Origin of the sequence: Klebsiella sp. GG_Kp173 (assembly GCF_040062415.1) — a bacterium.
GTDB lineage: Bacteria > Pseudomonadota > Gammaproteobacteria > Enterobacterales > Enterobacteriaceae > Klebsiella > Klebsiella quasipneumoniae.
The window spans coordinates 1-22,305 of the sequence record NZ_JBEAFZ010000023.1 but is presented as its reverse complement, the minus strand read 5'-3'; the positions used below and the strand labels follow the sequence as shown (position 1 = coordinate 22,305).

Sequence of the window (22,305 nt, the reverse complement as noted above, 5' to 3'; positions counted from 1 at the left end):
CTCGTTTTCAGGGTACAGGGTGGCCGCTCCGCGATGTGCAACGAAGCGGCTGTGGTGATGAAAATCAGTGCTGTCGATAGTGCAGATCGTTTAAATACAGGGCCTTAAACTGCGCGTAGCGTTGCATCAGGGTGTGGTGGCGAACAGGATCCGCACGCCAGGTCTGCCAGACTTCCGGTTTTTCACACACCGCGGCAATCGGTTTGCCCGCCGCCAGGCAGGCCAGCCGCGCCGCGCCCAGTGCGCCGCCGGTCTCTCCGCCTTTGTGGGTCACCACCGGCATAGCGAGAATATCGGCCAGCAGCTGGGCCCAGAACGGACTGCGGGCGCCCCCGCCCACCAGCGAGCACTGCGCGATCGGCGTCCCGCTCTCTTTCAATGCCTGCAGGCCGTCGTTGATGCCAAAGCTCACCCCTTCCAGCACCGCGTAGCCGAGCTGGGCACGCAGGCTGGAGTGGGTCATGCCCCAGAAGATGCCGCGGGCGTCAGGATCGTTATGCGGGGTTCGTTCCCCGGAGAGATAAGGCAGGAAGAACGGCGCGTTGGCTTTATCCTCCTCGCTTAGCTCGGCAATCTCCGCCAGCAGCGCCACCTCCGTGGTACCGGTGAGGCGGCAGAACCACTGCAAACAGCTGGCGGCGCTAAGCATCACGCTCATCTGATGCCACAGGTTCGGCAGAACGTGACAAAACGCATGGACCGCCGACTGTGGCGCCGGACGATAGGCGTCGGTCACCACAAACAGCACCCCGGAGGTACCGAGCGAAATAAACGCGTCCCCCGGCGAGACCGCGCCGACGCCAATGGCGCTGACCGCGTTATCGCCGCCGCCCCCGGCCACCACCACCGAGGCGTTCAGCCCCCAGCGCGCAGCCACCTGCGGGTCAAGGGTGGCGGAAACCTCACAGCCTTCCACCAGCGTCGGCATCTGGCTGCGCGACAGGCCGCACTTGTCCAGCAGCGCATCGGACCAGTCGCGCTTCGCCACGTCCAGCCACAGCGTTCCGGCGGCGTCCGACATATCGGAGACTTTCTTCCCGGTCATCCGGTAGCGCAGATAATCCTTCGGCAGCAGCACCGTGGCGGTGCGCTGAAAGTTTTGCGGCTCGTGACGACGCACCCACAGCAGCTTCGGCGCGGTAAAGCCCGGCATCGCCAGGTTGCCCGCCACCTGATGCAGCTCCGGCGCCATCTCCTCCAGCTCCGCGCACTCTGCGGCGCAGCGGGTGTCGTTCCACAGAATGGCCGGACGAATCGTCTCCCCCTTTTCATCCAGCAGCACCGCGCCGTGCATCTGTCCGGAGAGGCCAATCGCCTTGACGGCCGACCAGTGCTGAGCGCATTTTTCCCGTAGGGTGGCCATCAGGTACTCCGTCGCCTCCCACCATAGCTCCGGCGATTGTTCTGACCAGTGCGGATGAGGCCGCTGAATGCTCAGCGGCGCGCTATGGCTGGCGATAACCTGATTGTTCTCATCAATGACCAGCGCTTTGACTTCCGATGTGCCAAGATCGATACCCAGATACATAGCCACCTCTTATTTAATCAGCGTGTAAACAGCGGCGATTTTCTCGCGCATTAGCGCCAGGAAATCCGCGTTGTCGGCCAGGTCACCAAACAGGGCTTTATCACGGGCGAAGACAGCCACCGGATCCTGAGCCTCATACATCTCATGCACCGCCTGCTCATCCAGGATGCCGTCCTGGTACTGATACGGCAGGGTTCCCTTATGCCACTGCTCCATAAAGACGAAGAACAGCGCCGGCAGCATGGCGGTCGCTTCCGGACGGACGCCGCGCTGATAGCACTCCTGCAAGGTTGGCGCGATCATCGCCGGAATCTTTGAGAAGCCATCGGCGGCAACGCGCTGGTTGGTGTCCTGGATATGCGGGTTGGTAAAGCGCTTGAGCACCACATCGCGGTAGGTCGGCAGATCAATACCGTTATCGCCGAGGCAAGGAATGACATCCTCCGTGACGTAGCGGTCGGCAATGGCGTAGATAGCATCGGTGAGCGTACTTTCGTGAATATACTGCTGGCCGCTTAAGGTCCCCGCCCAGGCAATGCAGCTGTGCGATGCGTTCAGGATGCGGATTTTCGCCTCTTCATAGGGGATAACCGACTCGACCATCTCCACGCCGACCGCTTCCAGATTTGGGCGGGCATCGCGGAAGTTGTTCTCCACCACCCACTGGATAAAGGTCTCGCCCATCACCGGCGCCTTATCGTCAATGCCGGTTTGCGCTTTGATACGGGCCGGCAGATCGGCCGCCGGACGCGGGGTGATGCGGTCCACCATGGTATTCGGACAGGTGGTATTCGCGGCCATCCAGTCAATCACCGCCTGTTTGCCGGTAAGCTGCAGGAACTCCACCATCCCGTCGTGGAAGCGCTCACCGTTATGCCGCACGTTATCGCAATTGAGCAGAGTCAGCGGCCCGGCGTTGTCCGCCATGCGCTTTTCCAGAATTCGTGCGAGGGTGCCGTAAATGGTTTTGCATTCGCCTTTCAGGTCGGCTTGCAGATCGGGGTTGCTGGTTTCCAGCTGATGGCGGGTATTCAGGTAGTACCCCCCTTCCGTCACGGTAAAGGCAATAACTTTGGTCTGCGGGTTGGCCCCTTCGTTAATCAGCGGCTGCAGCCCGGCCTGCCAAGGCAGCAGTTTCTGAATAGCGGTGATTTCCTCGTATTCGCGCTCCCCTTCCGGGCTGACGGTCTCCAGCACGTAACGTCCTCCCTGCGCCGCCAGCGCCTGCAACACCTGCTCGGCGTCGTTGCGAATATTGCCCGCCGCGATGCGCCAGCGCTTATCCCCGGAAGCGATCAGACGATGCAGATACCACGCCTGATGCGCGCGATGAAAAGAACCCAGACCAATGTGAAGCCATGTGAATTGATTGTTCATGTTCTGCTCTCCTTGAGTTGATGGCGCCACTGTAATTGATCATTTGACCAAAATAAGAGCCACAGATCACAAAAGAACAATTACCCAATTAAATTACAAATGACCAGTCGAGAGCAAAAGCTTGCCAGTTATGCCAACCACGGCGAGAATGCGGTTATTCGCCGGGCCAATTGCGTGCCCAGGCCAGCAACTTAGGGCGGGAAACCATGAGTAAAGAAGACGATATCCGGTTGGATCAGAAGGTGCGTGCCGCATGGATGTACTACATCGCCGGCCAGAATCAGAGCGAGATTGCCAGCCAGCTGGGCACCTCCAGACCGGTGGTGCAACGGCTGATCGCCGCCGCGAAAGAAGAAGGGATTGTGTCGATTAATCTGCACCATCCAGTGGCCAACTGCCTCGATTATGCGCAGTTGTTGCAGGAAAAGTATCGGCTTCTTGAGTGCAATGTGGTCCCCGCCTTTAGCGAAGAAAGCACCCTCGACAGCGTATCGTTTGGCTGCTATCAGCTGATGGCTCGCTACCTGCAGGATGATAAAGAGAAAATCATCGGTCTGGGCTCGGGCCTGACCCTGAAAAAAGCGCTGCAGCGCATCGATTTCGACAGCCTGAATACCCGCTGCGTGGCGCTGATCAGCGCCATGGACGCCGACGGGCAGTGCAACTATTACGATGACGTGCCCCTGCTGCTGACGAGCAAAATAAAAGCCAAGTACTATCAGTGGCCGGCGCCGCGCTACGCCCAGACCGCGGATGAGTATGAGATGTGGTGCACCAATCGCTTATTCCGCAGCGTCTCTGGCGTCGCCCGGGAGGCGGACGTGATTTTTGTCGGTATTGGTCCGCTGGGCACGCAAAGCCCGATCTTTAAAGACGGATTTATCAATCAGGCGCAGATGGATGAGCTGACCGCCCGCGGCGGCATCGGGGAGATCCTCGGGCGGTTTATTGATGCAGAAGGCGAGGTGGTCGACAGCGAGATCAACCGCATGATCACCAGCTATGATATCCGCCAGAACCACTGCCCGCGGATTGCCGCGGCCTGTGGAGAATACAAACGACCGGCGATCCTGGCCGCCCTTAAAGGCGGCTGGATCAACGGCCTGGTGACCGATGAACATACCGCTCGCTGGCTGCTGACGCGCTAACGGCAAACAGCAAACCGCGACTCAACTGCTGCTCATCAGTCGCGGCGGAATTTCAATCCGCTGCTGGCTGGCTTCGCCGGCGTCAATAATCGAAAAAACAGCGTCCAGCATCGCCGGCACGTCCTGCTGCACCATGTCGATATCGTGCCCCAGCAGATAGACAAACGGATCCCAGTCGAAGCAGCCCATCGGCGGCTGCTCGCTGCCGGTCAGCCCCACCTGCGACAGCCAGCGCACAACCCCTTCAAGGGATATCGTCGAGTTAACAAATATCCCCTGCAATAGCGTCTTCGCGCTGCCAAACCGCTCCTGCAGGCAGTCCTCAACGTGACCTTTCGAATAGCCGGGAGCCAGAATATTCGCCTGCGGCACGCTCAGCCCCTGCTCGTGATGCGCATCGTGGAAACCGCGTAAACGCTCGCTGGTGTTATGGTCGCTGCTGCGCCCGCCGATGAAGGTCAGCGGCGCCAGCGATCCCCGACGGCGGGCGCTGTTAGCGAGGATCTTGTGGGTCAGCGCTTTCGCACCGCCGTAGTTATCCGAAATCACCGACGGAGAGAGAGACCCCGGCAGGTCGAGATTGACCGTAGGCACGCCCGCCTGCTGGCAGAGCGCGGAAATTTTATCCGGATTGGTCGCCCCGGTCGCGATCACCCAGTCAACCTGCCAGGAGAGCATCGCTTTTACCGCTTCGAGCTCCAGCTCCGGGCTTCGGCGCGTACAGGTGATAATCGGCAGCAGGCCACGCTCGCGGGCCATCTCCTCAAAGCGTTCAGCGACGGAACCGAAGTAGCGGTTATCGTATTTGGGGATAATCATGCCAATGACGTGTGATTTTTTACTGCGCAGCATGCTGGCCTGACGGTTAATCGCATAGCCCTGCTCCTCAGCAATCCGGGTCACCTTCTCGGCAAGCTTTGCGCTGATGCGGCGCTTTTTCCAGTTACCGTTGAGGATAGCGCTCACCGCGCTCGCCGAAACGCCGGAAAGCTCCGCCAGGTCGTAAATCGTTATCTTCTTCATTTTTCCAACTTGCGTCACAAAATCATGTCGCTGTTAATTTCCCCACTTGCTCAATCGATGAAGCGAGCGCAACATAGCTTCATCGATTGAGCATCCATTTCACGCCAGGAAGTACGCGCGCATACTGCCTTAACATGCCAGCAAGCCTGAATAATGATGCTGATATTCAATATGTTACCAGGTTTTTTGTCCATAACCTCGAACGCGATGCCCTCGGGTTCGATAGTTTTAACCAGACACGGCAAAGGATTATAAAATGAACCACTCTGTCTCCTCTATGAATACTTCCCTCAGCGGTAAAGTCGCCGCGATCACTGGCGCGGCGTCCGGTATCGGCCTCGAGTGCGCGAAGACCCTGCTGGGGGCTGGCGCAAAAGTAGTGCTAATCGATCGCGAAGGCGAAAAGCTCAACAAACTGGTCGCCGAACTTGGCGAAAACGCCTTCGCTCTGCAGGTGGATCTGATGCAGGCGGACCAGGTCGATAATCTTCTGCAGGGCATTTTGCAGCTTACCGGTCGTCTTGATATCTTCCACGCCAACGCCGGCGCCTATATCGGCGGGCCGGTGGCCGAGGGCGACCCGGACGTCTGGGACCGCGTGCTGCACCTCAACATCAACGCCGCCTTCCGCTGCGTGCGCAGCGTCCTGCCGCATCTGATCGCGCAACAATCCGGGGATATTATTTTCACCAGCTCCATCGCGGGCGTGGTGCCGGTGATCTGGGAGCCTGTCTATACCGCGTCGAAATTCGCTGTGCAGGCGTTTGTCCACACCACTCGTCGTCAGGTGGCGCAGTATGGCGTGCGCGTCGGCGCCGTACTACCGGGCCCGGTAGTGACCGCGCTGCTGGACGACTGGCCAAAAGCCAAAATGGATGAAGCGCTGGCCAACGGCAGTCTGATGCAGCCGATTGAAGTGGCAGAGTCAGTGCTGTTTATGGTGACGCGTTCGAAAAACGTCACCGTACGCGACATTGTGATCCTGCCGAACAGCGTGGATCTCTGACCCGTAACCAGCCTGTGAGAGGATGTGATGCAAAACGATACGCAAAACATTATTGGTGTGGATGTCGGTTCGGGCAGCGTGCGCGCCGGGGTCTTCAATCTGCGGGGCGAGCTTCTCGCCCACGCGACCCGGGAAATTACCCTGTTTCGCAGCGCCGGGAATAGGGTTGAGCAGTCGAGCCGTGAAATCTGGCAGGCGGTGTGCTACTGCATTAAAACCGCGGTGGCCAGCGCCGGCCTCCCGCCGTCGTCGATTGCCGGGATCGGCTTCGATGCCACCTGTTCGCTGGTGGTGATTGGCGATAACGACGCGCCGCTGGCGGTCGGGCCTTCGGACGATCCGGACCGCAATATTATTGTCTGGATGGATCATCGCGCCACCGCGCAGGCGGAAAAGATCAACGCGACGGGCCACCCGGTACTGCAGTACGTTGGCGGCAAAATCTCGCCGGAGATGGAAACGCCGAAAATTCTGTGGCTGAAGGAGAATCGCCCGCACATCTATCAGCAGGCGCGCCACTTCTTCGACCTCGCCGATTACCTTACCTGGCGCTCAACCGGCGATGACGCCCGCTCGGTCTGCACTGTGACCTGTAAATGGACCTACCTGGCGCATGAACAACGCTGGGATGCCGGCTACTTCCGCCAGATTGGCCTCGACGAGCTGGCGGATGAAGATTTTGTCCGCATCGGCCAGCGGATTGTCGACCCTGGAACCCCCTGCGGCGACGGTCTTTGCGCCACGGCGGCAGAAGAGATGGGCCTGCCGATCGGCACGCCGGTGGCGGTGGGGATGATTGACGCCCACGCGGGCGGCATCGGCACCGTTGGGGTGCTTAACGGCGCGGTCAACAATATGGCCTACGTCTTCGGCACTTCTTCCTGCACCATGACCACCACTGAGGAAGCGGTGTTCGTCCCTGGCGTCTGGGGCCCCTACTATTCGGCGATGGTCCCGGGCTACTGGCTGATTGAAGGCGGACAAAGCGCCGCCGGCGCAGCAATCGACCAGCTGCTGAGCTTCCATCCGGCGGCGGCGGCGGCTCGCGAGCAGGCGCAATCCGCGGGCGTCCCTCTGCCGGTCTGGCTGGCAGATCGCGTACTGGCGCAGGCTGCCTCACCTTCTGAGGCGGTCAAGCTGGCCGCCGGTCTACACGTGGTGCCCGAGTTTCTCGGTAACCGCGCGCCGCTTGCCGACCCCCACGCGAAAGCGCTGATTGCCGGGCTGGGGATGGAGCGGGACCTGGATAACCTGACCGCGCTGTACGTTGCCGGGTTATGCGGGATTGGCTATGGCCTGCGACAGATCCTCGACGCCCAGCGCGCCTGCGGAATTGAGAGTGAAAATATCGTCATCAGCGGCGGGGCCGGACAGCATCCGCTGGTGCGGCAGCTGCTGGCCGACGCCTGCGGCGTTAGCGTCGTGAGCACCGCCTGCAGCGAGCCGGTGCTGTTAGGCTCCGCCATCCTCGGCGCCGTCGCGGGCGGAATCGCGGCTTCACTGCCGGAGGCCATGAAGCAATTTACTCAGGTGGATGCCACCTATCACAGCGAGACTGCGTTTAGCTCGCTACATCAGCGCAGGTATGAGGCCTATAAGGCGCTACAACAGGCCGGCAGGCTGATTCGCGAATAACATCCCTCTTTTTTAATAACAATAATGCTCCGCTGCTGTGCAGCGGAGACACTCATCTGCACTCTGAAATCGAGGTCAACATGTCCGTTAATAACAAACAGTGGTACGGTCTACCGCTCAACCTCATCTGGGGATATGTCGCCATCGCCGTGTTTATGACCGGCGACGGCTTTGAGCTGGCTTTTCTGTCGCACTACATCAAAGCACTCGGATTCACCCCGGCGCAGGCTTCCTTTGCCTTTACGCTATACGGTCTGGCCGCCGCCCTGTCGGCGTGGGTCTCCGGCGTGGTAGCGGAGATCATCACCCCACGCAAGGCCATGATGATCGGTTTCGTACTGTGGTGCGTATTCCATGTACTGTTCCTCGTCTTCGGCCTCGGTCGCGCCAACTATGCGCTGATCCTGCTGTTTTATGGCATCCGCGGCCTGGCCTACCCGCTGTTCCTCTACTCATTTATCGTCGCCATTATCCACAACGTTCGCAGCGACAGTTCCAGCTCTGCGCTGGGCTGGTTCTGGGCGGTCTACTCCGTGGGCATCGGCGTGTTCGGCAGCTATATTCCGAGCTTCACCATTCCCCACATTGGCGAAATGGGCACCCTGTGGCTGGCGCTGGTCTTTTGCGCCACCGGCGGCATCATTGCGCTGGTGTCGATGCGTCATACCGAAACGCCGCGCCATATGCAGAACCTGACCACTCGCGAAAAACTCGCCGAACTGGGGCGCGCCGCGACGCTGCTCTATACCAACCGCAGCATCCTGTTCTCGAGCATTGTGCGCATTATTAACACCCTGTCGCTGTTTGGTTTTGCGGTGATTATGCCGATGATGTTCGTTGATGAGCTGGGCTTTACCACCTCGGAGTGGCTCCAGGTGTGGGCGGCCTTCTTCTTCACCACTATCTTTTCGAACGTTTTCTGGGGGATCGTGGCGGAGAAAATGGGCTGGATGAAGGTGATTCGCTGGTTCGGCTGCATCGGGATGGCGTTCTCCAGCCTGGCGTTTTACTACATCCCTCAGCACTTTGGCCACAGCTTTGCGATGGCGCTGGTGCCGGCTATTGCCCTGGGTATTTTCGTCGCCGCATTCGTGCCGATGGCGGCGGTGTTCCCGGCGCTGGAGCCGAACCATAAAGGCGCGGCGATTTCGGTCTATAACCTGTCAGCCGGGCTGTCGAACTTTCTGGCGCCGGCGATCGCCGTGGTGCTGCTGCCCTATTTCAGCACCATCGGGGTGGTGATTGCCTATACCGCCTTATATATTCTGGCCTTCTTCCTGTGCCCGTTAATCCGCGTTGAACAGCCTGGCTTTACCAGTGCTCAGAGTGCAAAACCGTTTACCGCCAACGCGGCGGAGTCTTAATAAACCCGACATCGGGTAGGAACAACGAGCAATCCGGGCGGTGACGCCCGGATTTTCGCCTTAGGCGATGGTGACTTTGCCGTCGAGGTAGACATCCTGCACGGCATTGATCAGCTTCACGCCGTCGGCCATCGATTTCTTAAACGCTTTACGGCCAAGGATCAGCCCCATGCCGCCGGCGCGTTTATTGATCACCGCCGTGCGCACCGCGTCGGCAAGGTCGGTCTCCCCGCCCGCCGCGCCGCCGGAGTTAATCAGCCCGGCGCGGCCCATATAGCAGTTGGCCAGCTGGTAGCGCACCAGATCGATAGGGTTATCGCTGGTCAGTTTGCTGTACACCCGGTCGTCGGTATAGCCGAAGTTAACCGCTTTGTAGCCGCCGTTATTCTCCGCCATTTTCTGCTTAACGATATCGGCGCCGATGGTGGCCGCCAGGTGGTTGGCCTGACCGGTCAGGTCAGCGGAAACATGATAGTCGACACCGTCTTTCTTGAAAGCCGAATTGCGCAGATAGGCCCACAGCACGGTGACCAGGCCCAGCTCATGCGCCCGCTCAAAGGCAGCGGAAATCTCTTCTATCTGACGACGCGATTGTTCCGAGCCGAAATAGATCGTCGCGCCCACGGCCACCGCCCCCATATTGAACGCCTGCTCAACGCTGGCGTAGAGGGTCTGGTCGTACTCGGTGGGGTAGCTCAGCGTTTCGTTATGGTTGAGCTTCACCAGGAAAGGAATGCGATGCGCGTAACGGCGCGACACCGAGGCCAGCACGCCGTAGGTCGACGCCACGCAGTTACAGCCGGCTTCGATCGCCAGCTCGACGATATTTTTCGGATCGAAGTACAGCGGGTTGGCGGCGAAGGAAGCCCCCGCCGAGTGCTCCACGCCCTGGTCGACCGGCAGAATGGAAAGGTAGCCGGTCCCCCCCAGACGTCCAGTGTTGTACAGGGTTTGCATATTGCGTAGCACCGCCGGTGGCCGGTTGTTATCCACCATCACCCGATCAACATAATCTGCGCCAGGCAGATACAGCTGGTCGGCCGGAATGGTTATACAACGGTGCTGCAAAAGGCTCTCGGCATCTTTGCCCAGCAACTGCGTAATATCAGTCATAGCAATCTCCCGTAAGGCCGGCCGGAGCCGGCATGCATTATCCCAACCCAATTATTTTGGGCAGGTTAAGCCTGGTACCGACTTAGCCTATTTTCCAGCCGGGAGGGCATTTTTTCAGGAGATTCTGCTGTCCCGTTACGCTGCCATTTACCACCAGGCGTGGAAATGGTGTACCGGTCCGATGCCGTGGCCCACCTCCAGGGAGTCGGCCTGGGCCAGGGCCGCCGACAGCCAGGCCTTGGCCTCGGTAACGGTGGCCGCCCAGTCGGCGTGACGCGGGCGCAGCGCCGCCAGCGCGGCGGAGAGTGTGCAGCCGGTGCCGTGGGTGTTTTTGGTCTGCACTCGCGGCGCGGTAAATCGCTGTTCCCCTTCGCGGGTGAAGAGCCAGTCCGGGCTTTCGGCATCGTCGAGATGGCCGCCTTTCATTAATACTGCGCCGCAGCCCAGCGCCAGCAGCGCCCGCCCCTGCTCCAGCATTTCGCGCTCGTTGCGCGCATGGGGGGCGTCAAGCAGGGCGGCCGCTTCCGGCAGGTTTGGAGTGATCAGCGACACCTGCGGCAACAATCGTTGACGCAGGGTCTCCACCGCCGAGGCCGACAGCAGCGGATCGCCGCTTTTCGCCAGCATGACGGTATCCAGCACCACATTGGCCACCCGGTAGCGCGCCAGCCGCTCGGCCACGGCTTCCACAATATCGGTCTCCGCCAGCATGCCGATTTTGGTGGTATCGATGCGCACATCGCTGAATACCGAATCGAGCTGCGCCGCCACAAAGTCCGGTTCAATACGATAGACCGACTGCACGCCGCGGGTATTCTGCGCCACCAGGGCGGTGATCGCCGAGCAGCCATAGGCCCCCAGCGCGGAGAAGGTTTTCAGATCGGCCTGGATACCGGCCCCGCCGCTGGGATCGGTGCCGGCGATGGTCAGGGCATTGATGCGTTTCATGCGCGCACCTCCTGATACAGCGCGTCGAGAAACGCCGGAACAAAGCTCCCGGGTCCGCCGTGACGGGCGGCGATTTCCCCGGCCTGCTTCATTAGCCCGCAGGCGGCGGCCACGTTTTCCAGCCGGTCGCCCGGCAGCGCCGCGCTCGCCGCCACCACCGCCGACAGCGCGCAGCCGGTGCCCACCACCCGGGTCATCAGCGCGCTGCCGCCCGCCACGCTGAGCACCCGCTCGCCGTCGGTGACGTAATCCACCTCGCCGGTGACCGCCACTACGGTGGTCAACTGACGAGCCAGCGCCTGGGCCGCCGGCAGCGCTGCGGCGGCCGTATCGGTGGTATCCACCCCGCGCCCGCCGCCGCTCATCCCGGCCAGCGCAAGAATTTCAGAGGCATTGCCGCGGATGGCTGCCGGCTGCAGGGCCAGCAGCTCGTGACAAAAGGCCGTGCGCTCGGTCAGGGCGCCGACCGCTACCGGATCCAGCGTCCAGGGCTTGCCGGCCTGGCGGGCCTGCTCCACTGCGGCGCGCATGGCCACGGCGCGGTCTGCGGTCAGGGTGCCGACGTTGATTAACAGAGCATCAGCGATAGCGGCGAACTGCGCCGCTTCGCGGGGATCGATCACCATCGCCGGCGAGGCGCCGACGGCCAGCAGAACATTGGCGGTAAAGGTCTGCACCACGTCATTGGTCATGCAGTGCACAAGGGGGGAATGGGCGCGCAGCAGATGGCGCAGGTGCGCGACAGGCGCGGGATTCAGCAGCTCAGGCATGGTTTGCTCCCGCCAGACGAGGTAGAAGCAATGACCCTGCGGTCTCTGACTTCCCTACGCTGGCATTATCCAGATCAGGTGGTACGGGTATTTCTCAGCCTTCAACGAAGAAGGGCACCCCGAGTCATTTGGTACAAAATCAAAAAGTTGCGATTAACGTCCCGTTAATCCCTGTTCTGGATCATGCCAGCGGGAAGCCAAAGACTCAACCCTAAAAAATGCTCTGTGTGCCAGCTTGTGTCCCAAGTTGTGGCTCACAGCACCAGACACAAAAAAGGCCGGGTTTCCCCAGCCTCAACAGCACAATTGAAGGTGCCTTCACAAACCTATTTACCTAGATGTGCTCTTACCTTAGCGGTGCCATTACCAACAGCTCTAACAGCAGCCCTAAGCTGAGATTCAGTAACACCCAACGCTTGGGTCCAATATGCCACTTCCCAAGATTCACTCAAGCTGATGAAACGTTTATCTTCTGGCTGCCGACGCTGTAAGTTATCTGCCATTTGGTTTGTCCTGAGTATTACAAGCTTATGCCTGCACACTACTTATATGACTCCTCCGCCGCTTAGTAAACGGTCAGTTATTAAACAATTGACACTGGTCATAAAACCAGTAAAAAACATTTGCCGAGCTTGCGTACTCTACCGCTTCGGAACTATCATTATCACTATATATTGTGGTCATACATAATGAAAATACAATATATGCAACCATCCATACTGTGAATAGGTGTTTAAATGGTAGCTAATAGTAAACAGTCGTCTAAAGATGTATCTCATCTGGCAGCAGAGACCCTTAACAATCCAAACCCCTCGGCGATTCAGAAAAGTTTAGCAGGTTCTGTACTGTCCCAAGCCGGGACAAAAAACCAGACTGGTGCAGATATGGAAGCCAAAGCATCAGCGGCATTAAAAAATCCGCGCTCAAGTGATATCACCAAAACGCTAGCTGGTTCAGTTGTTTCTCAATCGAACAAAAAACGTTAATGAAAAAAGCCGGGATTTCCCGGCTTTTATACTTGTAACGTCTTACTTCTTTTTAGGTTCAGGTAAAACTTCACGGCACTATCAAATCCGTAGGTTTGAATCCGATCCAATAGGCTCGATCTGCTACAGCCAAGACGACGCGCCAGCGCTGACATGTTGATGATCGCATCATCGCCCTTGCCATCTAGAATCCACTGCATAAGCGGCATGTTGCCAGTACCGATCAAAGCTAATTTCATTTTGTGAATCTCCTCTTCTTTGCCTCCAGCACCGAAGGTGTCTCGCAATAGCGAGAGTGCTTCGCACCGTTAGCCTCGCCACGGTGGGGACAATGCGCCCCCAATACCGTTAAGCCAATTGCTTACGCTGCGTCATCCATAGTGACCTTCAGAACGAAGTCCGGACGCATTGGGATCTGAATCTGTGATAACTCACTGACCACCTCATAGTTCATGAACTTATCACGCAGAACGTAATGGTAAGACGGATAAACCGGACCATTAGCAACTTCAGCATGACGGCTCGCCGGAGTCTGGTAAGTCATGTACGGAGACAGGTCGCCCTCTACGATGTTGGAGAACGTCGCCAGCATGTAGCCTTCACCGTCTGCAATGCCGTATAGCGGATCGTCAACCTGCACCACTGTTACGCGCCCGATGTTGTATCGGTCATATGCCCCCAAATTGTCAGGGAAAATGATGTCACGGGACGTGGCTTGGAATAATGCTGCCTGATATGCGGTTGGGTTCGCCTGAATAGCGGCGAATAACGAAGGTGAAGCCAGCAGATAAACCTGCTTAATGCTGGAAGACCAGCCACCCAGATTTTTCTTCAGCAGCGTGACAGCGTTCTGCATCTCAGTAATGACGTTGGCACTGGTGCCAGTCTTCACGGTTGTTGTTGGCTGGCTAATGCCCCAGAAGGTTTGCCAGTTCAGGTCAGGGCCTTCACGTAGGTGTGTCGCCTCTACAGTATTGTGAAGAAGACTCTGTGCCATTGCATATTCAACATCGCGGCGGGTTTGCAGGTAGTGCTTCAGGGTATGATTAGCAACTACATCTTCAGCGGTCATCTGGCGATTTGTTCCCGGCTGACGTTTCCCCTGCCAATCCTGGCTGGTGATGGTCGAACTATAGACATGGAGTGGAGCCTGGACGGTCACGTTAGCCGCTTTAGGGAAGTTGATAGCGCTCATTTCAGAACCATAACGGGCAACTGATTTAGTCACTTCACGCTGCACATCTTCCAAAGTATCGAGTGCGATGATTTGTGTATCACTCGGACGGCTGGTAAAGATCCCCAGGCTGGACAGGAGGTACCCCTCGCCACTCGGCTTGACGAATTGCCCAGAAAGGTTTGTAAAATCACTTAATTTCATATTGTTATCTCTCCTTGATTAGATAGCGGTGTTTGCGTCAGCAATGCGGTTGCCTTGCTTAACAAGGGCGGCGTAAGCAGCATCTTTTGCAGCAGCCGCTACAACCAGACCCGCCGGGTTGAAAACGCATTGGGTATCACTGATAACCAGGCTACGGGCATCACCTGCAATTTGGTTTTGCAGAGCTACAGCACAGTTATCAGCATCGGCTGCAACATATGCCGCGCCTGTGGTCGGGTTAATCACATCACCACAAGTCACGTTAGCAGCCAGATCGAGGATCACGGTGCGCTTATGAAAGATCGGACTATCGGTATAAACCAATACATCCTGTGGGGTTTTGCTTTCGTATTCGAATGCCATGTTTTTGTATCTCCATACAGTTATTCGGTCACAAAGTGATGAACCGTAGGTTCACCGCCAAGCGGCCTTGTTAAATAGCCTGATATACAGGCAGTTATCGTTATTCGGCAGATTTGCCGGGATTTGGTACAGGTGTAAAAGAGGCCGCCCAGGGGCGACCTTTTTCGCTTCGTGTTCCACGCAGAAAAAACACCCGGAAGCAGGAGCCCCTGCCCCGGTGGTAGAGAAATAAACAGCGTTTATTATTTTTCTGATGGAGAGATTAAGAAGAAGGGAGCACGGCTAACGCCAATTGATGGGCAAGGAGTCCCAAACGCGCCGCGCTCGTGCCAATTTTCGTCTGGCGATGACGGCCTGCGAGGAGGCAGGGCTTTGGCTAATCCCGTCGAGGTGATACCACGGCAGTATTATTTTGTTTCAGTCGGGGTTTGTTGTCCGGCTGAACGAATAAGCGGCTGGCTGGTGCAAAGAGGCTCGTGCAAAGCGTTTCGGAGACCAGCTGCCTGAGAGGTGACACGTAACAATTGGCAGCAGTACGCAGACTCTTTCGAATCTATTAATCACATCTTTTTATTATTTTATCATTAAACCGTTAAATTCGCCATCAATTTAATTGACATCTTGGTTTATTTGTGATTCAAAATAAAAGGTTATATCTAACCAGCACCGCTACGTGCTGGTTAGATAATATGTGAATAGCGGTCTGGGTCTGAGGCTACAACCTCGCGGCATTTAACGCGAGCACGTTCGAGAGCGCCCTCATCTATAATGTGAGGTGTAAACGTTCCGGCATTAACCGGGACGGACTTGAGCACTTCTAACTCGGTAGGGGGGTTGCCTTCGGCAAATCTCCCTCGGAGATATTCAGGATGTTGATCCAGAAAGTTATCGGTGACGCCCTTCAGATTATCCCGTGCCTTTTGAAGTTCGTATTCCTCCGGTGTCATGCCATGCATCGCGGCGCACAGAGCATTTCGAATGCTGTTCAGTGTCATTTTTATATTTCCTGTAGAGGTTCAGGCCGTTACGTAGCCATAGGAAAACAGCTACCGATAACGGCAGGTAGGGGAAAATGTCTTGTAAATTCAATATTTTTAGTGCAACTGGATGGGTTTGTGCTTTCTGTTCGCGTGGTGTTTTACGGTTTTACGGTATGCAATGTATAGAGGGTCTGTACGGTCAGGCATACGGCTCGTAATCTGCTGATCCGTCACGCCCTCAGAGTGAAGGTGCGATATGACGGTAAAAAGCGGCATCTGCAAATCTCGGCATATCGTTGCCAGCATACTACCGGACTCAAAATATTGGCGGACAGTTAATCTAGTTACATATTGATTTGTATATGTAATTCGTCTAAACCTAGGGTTCCACGTCTCCGCCAACTCTGCCACAAACTCAGGATCAAGTCGGAGGAGCAATGCGACTTTGCCGCAAGTCATACCCATTACCAATAATTTCTGTGCGGTTTTAACAATTGAGTCGTCTCTACGACGATTTTTGAAAAGACGAGTTAGGTCGGGAATTTTTTTTTCTGGGTCAGCCTTCAGGCTGTTAGTAGTCTGGCTATCGCCAGTTGCTTGCTCACACAATTTTCCTCCTTTAAAGGTTTTCTAAGGCAGCATCAAAATCGGCTTGGGTTGGTTCAGAATAAGTCTCTTGCTCAATATCCCCTCCATATCCCTGATAGGTTTCCTCTTGGTCGTCATCATCTGGTGAGACAAATTTAAAACTGAGCTTGGGTCTACCACTACGGGAGAACTCAACAACATTTTTCCCGTCTGGCCCACTCAGGGGTGTATTATCATCAATGGGTAGAGCATCATCGACAGGAGCACCCACAACAGGTACGCCGTCTGGTTTTCCAGCAGCAGCCGCAGAAGTCTCAGGGGCATCAGTAACAGGTTGTTGTTCATCTTCACCGTTGCTCTCCTCTTTCGGTGTGACTTTCTTATTTGTTTTCTTCGCTAGGAACTCCTCTACCGATGCTGCTGTGAATATACTGCTTGTCCCTTTACGTTTCTGGATGTCCAATAATCCGAGACTCTCCAGTCTGGCTGTTCGGCGCGTGACAGTCTTCTCACTGCACTCGAAGCGATCTGAAATCGTTTTTCTAGTTTGGTAACACGGTTTCTTCTGGTAAAGAAAAGTGAAGAAGAACATCCACCATACAAGATCATCACCATCTATTTTCTCAACCCTCCCAGATGGAGTAAGAATGTTTTTACCCAAGATTCCAAGGATCTCGTTTGGGAGCATGGCAAACTTGCCAGATACTGTCTGCTCGGTATTAGTTTCTAATGTCTCGGTCATTGTTATATCCTCGCTGGTTATCTGTTTTATTCTTTTCAATAATTTTTGCTGCTGTTTGCAGCAATTCACTGCATAATTTCGCCATTGGCATGTCGCGGCGGTTCGCCTCTTTCAGCAATGTGCGATAGGTTTCATCCGGGAATGAAATGTTCATGCATCCTGTCTCCTGTCCGTCAGATGTGGAAATTCTCCCCTGCGATCATCGTGGCGATCAGGGGTAAAGGGCCGTGTTTGCGGCGATTTCGTTTTGACGACTTTGCGCCAGTAGGTGAAGGGGGCGGGGTTATTCGGCTGTGGTCAGGTCGGGGATAGCCTTTCCTGTTATCTCTTCGTACTCATCACCAGACTGGATGGCAAGGAGTAGCAGGATTTGACTATCCATGAGCCCCAGACCTTTATCGGCATAGTACAAGCGCCACGCTGTGATTATCGGTTGAATTATGTCCAGCACATTCCGCCCTTTCGCCAGTTCAGCGTTATACGGCTTGAGCATATCCTTAAGGATCTGGAAATCCTTTGCCATTTTCTTACGTTGTTTCAGAAGGCGGATTGCCTCTTTGGTATGTGGATATAGTTTGTCAGCACCTGCGGCACCACCTGGGCAGCGGTTACGGAATGAATGCAGTGCCTGAACGGTGATCACATTGTTCATGATGCAGTCTACGATTGTGGATGCGTCCACGCTGGTAAAATCCAGCACTTGTTTCTTAGCCATTTAATCTCCTTCTTCATATGGGTATCACCAGCACCGCTGGCATTCTTTAATCGCTCATTCGATTTCATGTTACTACTTTAACATTTTAGAGAGTGTTTGTCAAGTTGTTTTACTCTCAATTAAAATGTCAACTATTTTCTTAATGAAACACGCTAGTAACTTCAACTTTAGCACTGTAAGCGAAGCAGTACGACGTTACCTACCGAGAAAACCCGCTCTTAGAGCGCGATATAGAGGACGCACGCGCACCTTGATTCCCCGCCGGATACGGAATCAGGATTACGGTAGCTTTTACTCTAACGGGCCTTATAAGGCTCAGGAAAGCGCCGCCCCGGAGTGAACCGGACAGATGCAAAGCAGTCCTCTGCGCCGTGCTCGATCCACATATGGCGAACAAGTTCGCATACCCACACAGAGCAGCGTTTAACGCTGTTGGAGTAGCCTGTCGGGTTACCCGAGTCACAGAGGCCAGCTTGCTGGGTGATGTGCTCACGAGGGTTAGGAGGTCATGAGATGGCGTTGCTGTTTACGTCATCGATAATGGGCTTCTTACCCACAGATATCTAAAGTGGCGGAGCCTGTATACGATATCCCGCGAAGCGGATAACAACCACAACCCCGACAAGTTAAACGCAAGTTTAACCCTGCCTTTGCCCTTTGAGTTTTACAGATTTATTAAAGAGATTTTTTATTTTAGATGTATTAAAGATGTATTAGGGAGACACCATGCCGTCCCTACCACCGAGACACTATATTGTCCCTACCACCGAGGACACCATGCCGTCCCTACCACCTGAGACACTATATTGTCCTCACCACTTATTTACATAGTAGGTACATTATACTGTCCCCACCACGAAACAGCCTTCCCAGTAATCCAGGCGATCAGCCAGCTTTCTCGACATGGTTGGTTAAGCACCTTTACTAATGGTCTACCATAAACTTTCCCGCTGGTACTTCCTGCCGTAACTGAGTAACCTCGTTCAATCAGTGAACAAAAGGAAACATTATGGAATTCGTCCAAGGCAAGGACAGCTTTAACGAGATGGCAACTGGAATCCTGGTGAAACTGTTTGCGGACTATCCGGCTTACTCTTCTTTCGAATTTTCAGACTTCGGCTGGAAGCCCAGAGGAGACAGAACTCAGATTGACCTGCTTTGCAACACACTCCAGGCTCTCAGCGATATGGGTTACATTGATATAATCTCATCAACCGACATGGACTACGCCGCCAAGTTAACTCCAATAGGCTTAAAGTTGCTTCAACAGCAAGCGCCAGGCGCAGGCGATACCGTGATCAACATTCTGAAAGGTGCAGCAGGTGAAACCCGGACAGCGCTCATCGGTGCCATCATCGGTTGGATTTTCGGCGGGAAATAATTGAGTTTAAATACCTTTTAATTGCGGTTAATTGATAGAAAATCCTGTCTGTTGTCACTGGCTCGCCTGTGGGATGTGGTGATCGTTATATCGAGATGTACACAACGCATCCAGCACTGACGTGGCTTCGTTAAATCTGTCAACCAGTCGGGTGTTAAACCTGTTTACCGTCCCCTTTCCAAAACCGAAAAATAAATTTTCTTCTCAAAATCAATAAAATCCAGTCGCTTCTGGACTCTTTGAGCCGCCTGCATAACGCTGTGGGAGGTCGTGGATTATCGGTCAGTCAGTTCACAGTTGTGTAGATATAACGCCGCTACGGGCTTCTGGTGAAACGTAGGAGGGATTGGTGGTGGTGCTCGCGCTGGTGTGGATTTCAGGCAATAAAAAACCCCGCTAAGTGGCGAGGTCAGAGAGACAAGGGGCGTAAAGTTAAATCATTTCAGACGATAGAAAGTAGCCTTGCTGATACCCAACTCCTTTTGAATATCCTTTGGTGATAAACCGCAGCTAATAAGCTCTTGAACCTGTTCTGGCGTCACTTTGTTAGGTCTACCGCAGTGAACCCCCTCAGACTGAGCACGTTTAATGCCAGCGGTTCTACGCTCTGCGATCAAATCCTTTTCCAGTGAAGCCAGTCCAGCCATCATGGTTAACATCAATTTACCCACTGGTGTTGAGAGGTCGAAGCCTTCACGCAAACTGATAACCTTCACACCTTTAGCCCGTAAAGTCTCAACCGTGGATAATACGTCGATAGTGTTACGGCCCAAGCGGTCTATACCAACCACAATTAAAGTATCACCTTCACGAATGTAAGCCAGAAGGTCACCGAACCCTTTACGCTCTGCCGCCTTCACACTACCGCTTGTGGCTTCATCGCAGTACCACTTGCTAACCTGGTAACCTGCATCAGCAATTTGTTGCTTCTGGTTCTCTACTGTCTGCTCGTTGGTAGACACACGCACATATCCGATGATTGATGTCATGGGAATTTCCCTGTCTCAAAAGTAAGTCTCATTAAGATAACTGTCTCAAAACTTAAAATCAAACTTTTAAGACATCATCAGGGCGCATTCTTCCGTTAAGTAAAATCGTCTTAAAAGGAAGTCCTTTTAAGACTGCATAGTAAAGGTTATGCAGTCAGACTAATGAGCCAGGACACCGGGGACCAGTCAGACGACCCCATCGATATTTCGTAAAGATCCGTAAAGATAGTTGACGGTATATCTGTCCGTTAGACACCGCAGATGATGTGAAACAGATATTTTTCGGGCAGAACATCAGAAGAGGGGTGCTTGCTTACATTTTTCTCGTGGGGGGACAGGTGGGTTTCAGGATGTGGCGTGAGCCACACGCCGAAACCTACACTTCATCAAGGTTTCAGCAATCACAGGAGCGCAATTATATACACTTCTGAAGCGAATCAAAACAAAACCCACATTACTTTAGTGGTAACACTTTGTGATGCGAGAGTCGATCTCTACCGCCATTCTGTTTCGAAGAAAAACTAAGCAGACATTGCCATTTTCGCCTATTTGATTATCAAACGATTCTCGTCATCAAGAGGTGCGATATAGACTAAATTAAACATGTCCCCATTAGATGTCCTAACAGTCAGTTTTTCCCAATCAACAATCGCATGGTCTGGAAGGTTGGGAGTAATCCATGCGCTTTGATATGTTCGATTGCCTTTTAATGTAAAATTACCTTTAGCGGTTAATTCTTGAGCAGGCCCTGCAAGAGGATTCAACTCATACCACCATACCCCTCCATCATTTCTTAAATGTCCATATAGTGGGTTTCCATCAGCATCTTGAATTTGATAAAAATCCTTTAAATCACTCATGTTTCTAACCTACCCCTATTTTTTATTGTCGACGGCAGTAATACCACTGGTCCATTATGATAGATTCTTTACTTAAGCTCAGTTGAGGTGGATGTAACGAGATGTTCCCAAGGTAAATCCTCATTGGCAGGCATCCCAGACAGTGTTCTTGCGTATGACTCAGCCTCGGCATAACTCCCGAAATTTTGGCTGGCGAGACATTCTGAGGCATACGACATAACTACGCTCCACCCTGCATCTCTTTCATAAATAGAGATAATCTTTCCGTCACTTTTCTTCATCTCTTGCATTACTCTTCCCATGACTCCCCCAGTTGAAAGCTTTTTGATTAGTATATGGAATGTACCATTCATATTATCAATCAAATTCTTTCGAAAGCCAGATTTTAAATAATAGCAGCCATTTAGCGCCGTGATGGGACACCATAAAAGCGCTGTAGGCGCATCATTGGGGGAGGCAGGAACACCAATCGAGACGATCAGTAAGATGCTGAACCACAGCAGCCCAGCAGTCACTATGACGTATCTTGATATTACCCAGGACGAAGTGAACCAGACCTATCAGATGGTGATCTAGGTTCCTCACAGATAATGCGAGCCAATTGTTAACTATATGTTGCATACCTCCACAAAACAGGACTGAGGTCAGCCCCTCAGCTTATGGTGATTGCGCGGCATGAAGCCGCTTAGTTAGTACAACCGATGAAGAAATCAGCATTCGATCAAATTTACATATTTTTTTCAATCTTGTTGAAATCTTCTCCAGGCCTTATACGACGTGGGCTTGCGGATTATTACCCTTCCGCAACCTCAATTTAACGTCAAAATCAACCCTTGTACTCAAAAGATTCCTTAATAAAATATTGCTTATGTAGTAGGTAGTCATGATCATGCCACTACATGTAGTACCCTTGCCTAAATTGCAGGCATAAAAAAACCGGGTCCATTTTCACAAACCCGGTCTCTGAAGCATGACCGCCATGAGTTTGCAGACTCATAACGATTGTTAGCCTCATCATCATTTTTGACGACTTGATTGTGCCTGGCTTGGTTGGTCATGTAAACCCTGAAGTTAATGTTGATAAAGGACAAATACATGCCAATTTGCAAACAAGCACACCGTTATAACTCTATTTTCATCAGCTTACCTCATGATCAAGGTGGTGATGGTCGCCACAAATGTTGTGGTTGTGCCTATGATCAGGGGTATCGCGCTGGTCTAGCTCGTACAGGTCAACCTTGGGTTGATTTGGCGGCTCTTCCTGATAGTCAGGCAGGGACTGTGCGTCATAAAAGCCCACAGGCTTCTTTTGCTGAAGGGTATCGTAACGGTGTGAATGATTCTTATCTTCAGGTTATTTAGGGAAGGTGCGAATAAGCAGGTCATTTCTTCCCAAGCTGACTCGCTGATT

At 54.1% G+C, this 22,305-nt stretch carries 24 protein-coding genes and 1 riboswitch; of the genes, 7 read left to right on the top strand and 17 right to left on the bottom strand.

Features of this window, described 5'->3' with window-relative positions; all coding sequences use genetic code 11:
* Positions 1-64: 64 nt before the first annotated feature.
* Both xylB and dalD read right to left on the bottom strand, forming a co-directional pair.
* Positions 65-1,528, bottom strand: coding sequence for a xylulokinase (xylB, locus tag ABLU50_RS12770; RefSeq protein ID WP_087832097.1), 1,464 nt, complete (start codon positions 1,526-1,528; stop codon positions 65-67).
* Between the two features lie 9 nt (positions 1,529-1,537).
* Positions 1,538-2,905 (bottom strand): D-arabinitol 4-dehydrogenase, encoded by a 1,368-nt coding sequence (gene dalD, locus ABLU50_RS12765; protein WP_087832096.1) that lies wholly within the window; start codon positions 2,903-2,905, stop codon positions 1,538-1,540.
* Positions 2,906-3,111: 206 nt separating this feature from the next.
* Here dalD and ABLU50_RS12760 point away from each other — a divergent pair, with 206 nt between their 5' ends.
* The gene (locus ABLU50_RS12760) at positions 3,112-4,053 is read left to right on the top strand and encodes a sugar-binding domain-containing protein (RefSeq protein WP_004201572.1); all 942 of its coding nucleotides are present in this window, start codon (positions 3,112-3,114) and stop codon (positions 4,051-4,053) included.
* Positions 4,054-4,074: 21 nt separating this feature from the next.
* Here ABLU50_RS12760 and ABLU50_RS12755 read toward each other — a convergent pair whose 3' ends face one another.
* Positions 4,075-5,076, bottom strand: coding sequence for a LacI family DNA-binding transcriptional regulator (locus ABLU50_RS12755; protein ID WP_023318719.1), 1,002 nt, complete (start codon positions 5,074-5,076; stop codon positions 4,075-4,077).
* Positions 5,077-5,332: 256 nt separating this feature from the next.
* On the opposite strand from ABLU50_RS12755, the gene ABLU50_RS12750 reads away from it, so the two are divergent.
* The 3 genes from ABLU50_RS12750 (at position 5,333) to ABLU50_RS12740 (ending at position 9,081) form a co-directional block, all read left to right on the top strand.
* Positions 5,333-6,082 carry an SDR family oxidoreductase gene (locus tag ABLU50_RS12750; RefSeq protein WP_023318720.1) on the top strand — a complete coding sequence of 250 codons (750 nt, stop codon included), beginning with the start codon at positions 5,333-5,335 and terminating at the stop codon, positions 6,080-6,082.
* A 27-nt stretch (positions 6,083-6,109) separates the two neighbouring features.
* Complete coding sequence (locus tag ABLU50_RS12745; protein WP_087832095.1) at positions 6,110-7,717, top strand: FGGY-family carbohydrate kinase; 1,608 nt, start codon at positions 6,110-6,112, stop codon at positions 7,715-7,717.
* Between the two features lie 80 nt (positions 7,718-7,797).
* Positions 7,798-9,081 (top strand): RbtT/DalT/CsbX family MFS transporter, encoded by a 1,284-nt coding sequence (locus ABLU50_RS12740; RefSeq protein ID WP_004201577.1) that lies wholly within the window; start codon positions 7,798-7,800, stop codon positions 9,079-9,081.
* Positions 9,082-9,141: 60 nt separating this feature from the next.
* Here the strand turns inward: ABLU50_RS12740 and fbaB are convergent, their stop codons facing one another.
* The 4 genes from fbaB to ABLU50_RS12720 all read right to left on the bottom strand — a co-directional run bounded on the left by fbaB (position 9,142) and on the right by ABLU50_RS12720 (position 12,415).
* On the bottom strand, positions 9,142-10,194 hold the full coding sequence (fbaB, locus tag ABLU50_RS12735) for a class I fructose-bisphosphate aldolase (protein WP_004201578.1): 1,053 nt from the start codon (positions 10,192-10,194) through the stop codon (positions 9,142-9,144).
* A 147-nt stretch (positions 10,195-10,341) separates the two neighbouring features.
* Entirely contained in the window at positions 10,342-11,142 is an 801-nt protein-coding gene (gene thiD, locus ABLU50_RS12730) for a bifunctional hydroxymethylpyrimidine kinase/phosphomethylpyrimidine kinase (protein ID WP_009307429.1), read from the bottom strand.
* A complete protein-coding gene (gene thiM / locus ABLU50_RS12725) occupies positions 11,139-11,912 on the bottom strand; it encodes a hydroxyethylthiazole kinase (protein ID WP_087832094.1) in 774 nt (257 codons plus the stop codon). The genes thiD and thiM overlap by 4 nt, the downstream gene beginning before the upstream one ends.
* Before the next feature lie 34 nt (positions 11,913-11,946).
* A riboswitch (TPP riboswitch) is annotated at positions 11,947-12,044 on the bottom strand.
* Positions 12,045-12,238: 194 nt separating this feature from the next.
* Complete coding sequence (locus ABLU50_RS12720; protein WP_071579603.1) at positions 12,239-12,415, bottom strand: DUF3606 domain-containing protein; 177 nt, start codon at positions 12,413-12,415, stop codon at positions 12,239-12,241.
* A gap of 234 nt (positions 12,416-12,649) precedes the next feature.
* Here ABLU50_RS12720 and ABLU50_RS12715 point away from each other — a divergent pair, with 234 nt between their 5' ends.
* A complete protein-coding gene (locus ABLU50_RS12715) occupies positions 12,650-12,898 on the top strand; it encodes a hypothetical protein (protein WP_116362711.1) in 249 nt (82 codons plus the stop codon).
* 26 nt (positions 12,899-12,924) lie between these two features.
* Here ABLU50_RS12715 and ABLU50_RS12710 read toward each other — a convergent pair whose 3' ends face one another.
* From ABLU50_RS12710 to ABLU50_RS12680, 7 genes are all read right to left on the bottom strand, one after another.
* The gene (locus ABLU50_RS12710) at positions 12,925-13,137 is read right to left on the bottom strand and encodes a hypothetical protein (protein ID WP_048988640.1); all 213 of its coding nucleotides are present in this window, start codon (positions 13,135-13,137) and stop codon (positions 12,925-12,927) included.
* A 122-nt stretch (positions 13,138-13,259) separates the two neighbouring features.
* Positions 13,260-14,276, bottom strand: a complete 1,017-nt coding sequence (locus ABLU50_RS12705; RefSeq protein ID WP_116362709.1) for a major capsid protein — start codon at positions 14,274-14,276, stop codon at positions 13,260-13,262.
* A gap of 18 nt (positions 14,277-14,294) precedes the next feature.
* Positions 14,295-14,639: a hypothetical protein gene (locus tag ABLU50_RS12700; RefSeq protein WP_116362707.1), complete on the bottom strand. Its 345-nt coding sequence runs from the start codon at positions 14,637-14,639 to the stop codon at positions 14,295-14,297.
* 680 nt (positions 14,640-15,319) lie between these two features.
* Positions 15,320-15,634 carry a hypothetical protein gene (locus ABLU50_RS12695; protein WP_017900996.1) on the bottom strand — a complete coding sequence of 105 codons (315 nt, stop codon included), beginning with the start codon at positions 15,632-15,634 and terminating at the stop codon, positions 15,320-15,322.
* Positions 15,635-16,238: 604 nt separating this feature from the next.
* The gene (locus ABLU50_RS12690; RefSeq protein WP_116362703.1) at positions 16,239-16,949 is read right to left on the bottom strand and encodes an HTH domain-containing protein; all 711 of its coding nucleotides are present in this window, start codon (positions 16,947-16,949) and stop codon (positions 16,239-16,241) included.
* On the bottom strand, positions 16,927-17,103 hold the full coding sequence (locus ABLU50_RS12685) for a hypothetical protein (RefSeq protein WP_165454598.1): 177 nt from the start codon (positions 17,101-17,103) through the stop codon (positions 16,927-16,929). The genes ABLU50_RS12690 and ABLU50_RS12685 overlap by 23 nt, the downstream gene beginning before the upstream one ends.
* Positions 17,104-17,232: 129 nt before the next feature.
* Positions 17,233-17,664: a hypothetical protein gene (locus tag ABLU50_RS12680; protein ID WP_070596174.1), complete on the bottom strand. Its 432-nt coding sequence runs from the start codon at positions 17,662-17,664 to the stop codon at positions 17,233-17,235.
* 1,009 nt (positions 17,665-18,673) lie between these two features.
* On the opposite strand from ABLU50_RS12680, the gene ABLU50_RS12675 reads away from it, so the two are divergent.
* The gene (locus ABLU50_RS12675) at positions 18,674-19,045 is read left to right on the top strand and encodes a hypothetical protein (protein ID WP_070596175.1); all 372 of its coding nucleotides are present in this window, start codon (positions 18,674-18,676) and stop codon (positions 19,043-19,045) included.
* Between the two features lie 437 nt (positions 19,046-19,482).
* On the opposite strand, the gene ABLU50_RS12670 is transcribed toward ABLU50_RS12675, so the two are convergent.
* From ABLU50_RS12670 to ABLU50_RS12660, 3 genes are all read right to left on the bottom strand, one after another.
* Entirely contained in the window at positions 19,483-20,034 is a 552-nt protein-coding gene (locus ABLU50_RS12670; RefSeq protein WP_116362701.1) for a recombinase family protein, read from the bottom strand.
* A 545-nt stretch (positions 20,035-20,579) separates the two neighbouring features.
* A complete protein-coding gene (locus tag ABLU50_RS12665) occupies positions 20,580-20,894 on the bottom strand; it encodes a hypothetical protein (protein ID WP_116362699.1) in 315 nt (104 codons plus the stop codon).
* Positions 20,895-20,962: 68 nt separating this feature from the next.
* Complete coding sequence (locus ABLU50_RS12660; RefSeq protein ID WP_239729678.1) at positions 20,963-21,409, bottom strand: hypothetical protein; 447 nt, start codon at positions 21,407-21,409, stop codon at positions 20,963-20,965.
* Between the two features lie 580 nt (positions 21,410-21,989).
* On the opposite strand from ABLU50_RS12660, the gene ABLU50_RS12655 reads away from it, so the two are divergent.
* Entirely contained in the window at positions 21,990-22,256 is a 267-nt protein-coding gene (locus tag ABLU50_RS12655; protein ID WP_348864762.1) for a hypothetical protein, read from the top strand.
* Positions 22,257-22,305: the final 49 nt, after the last annotated feature.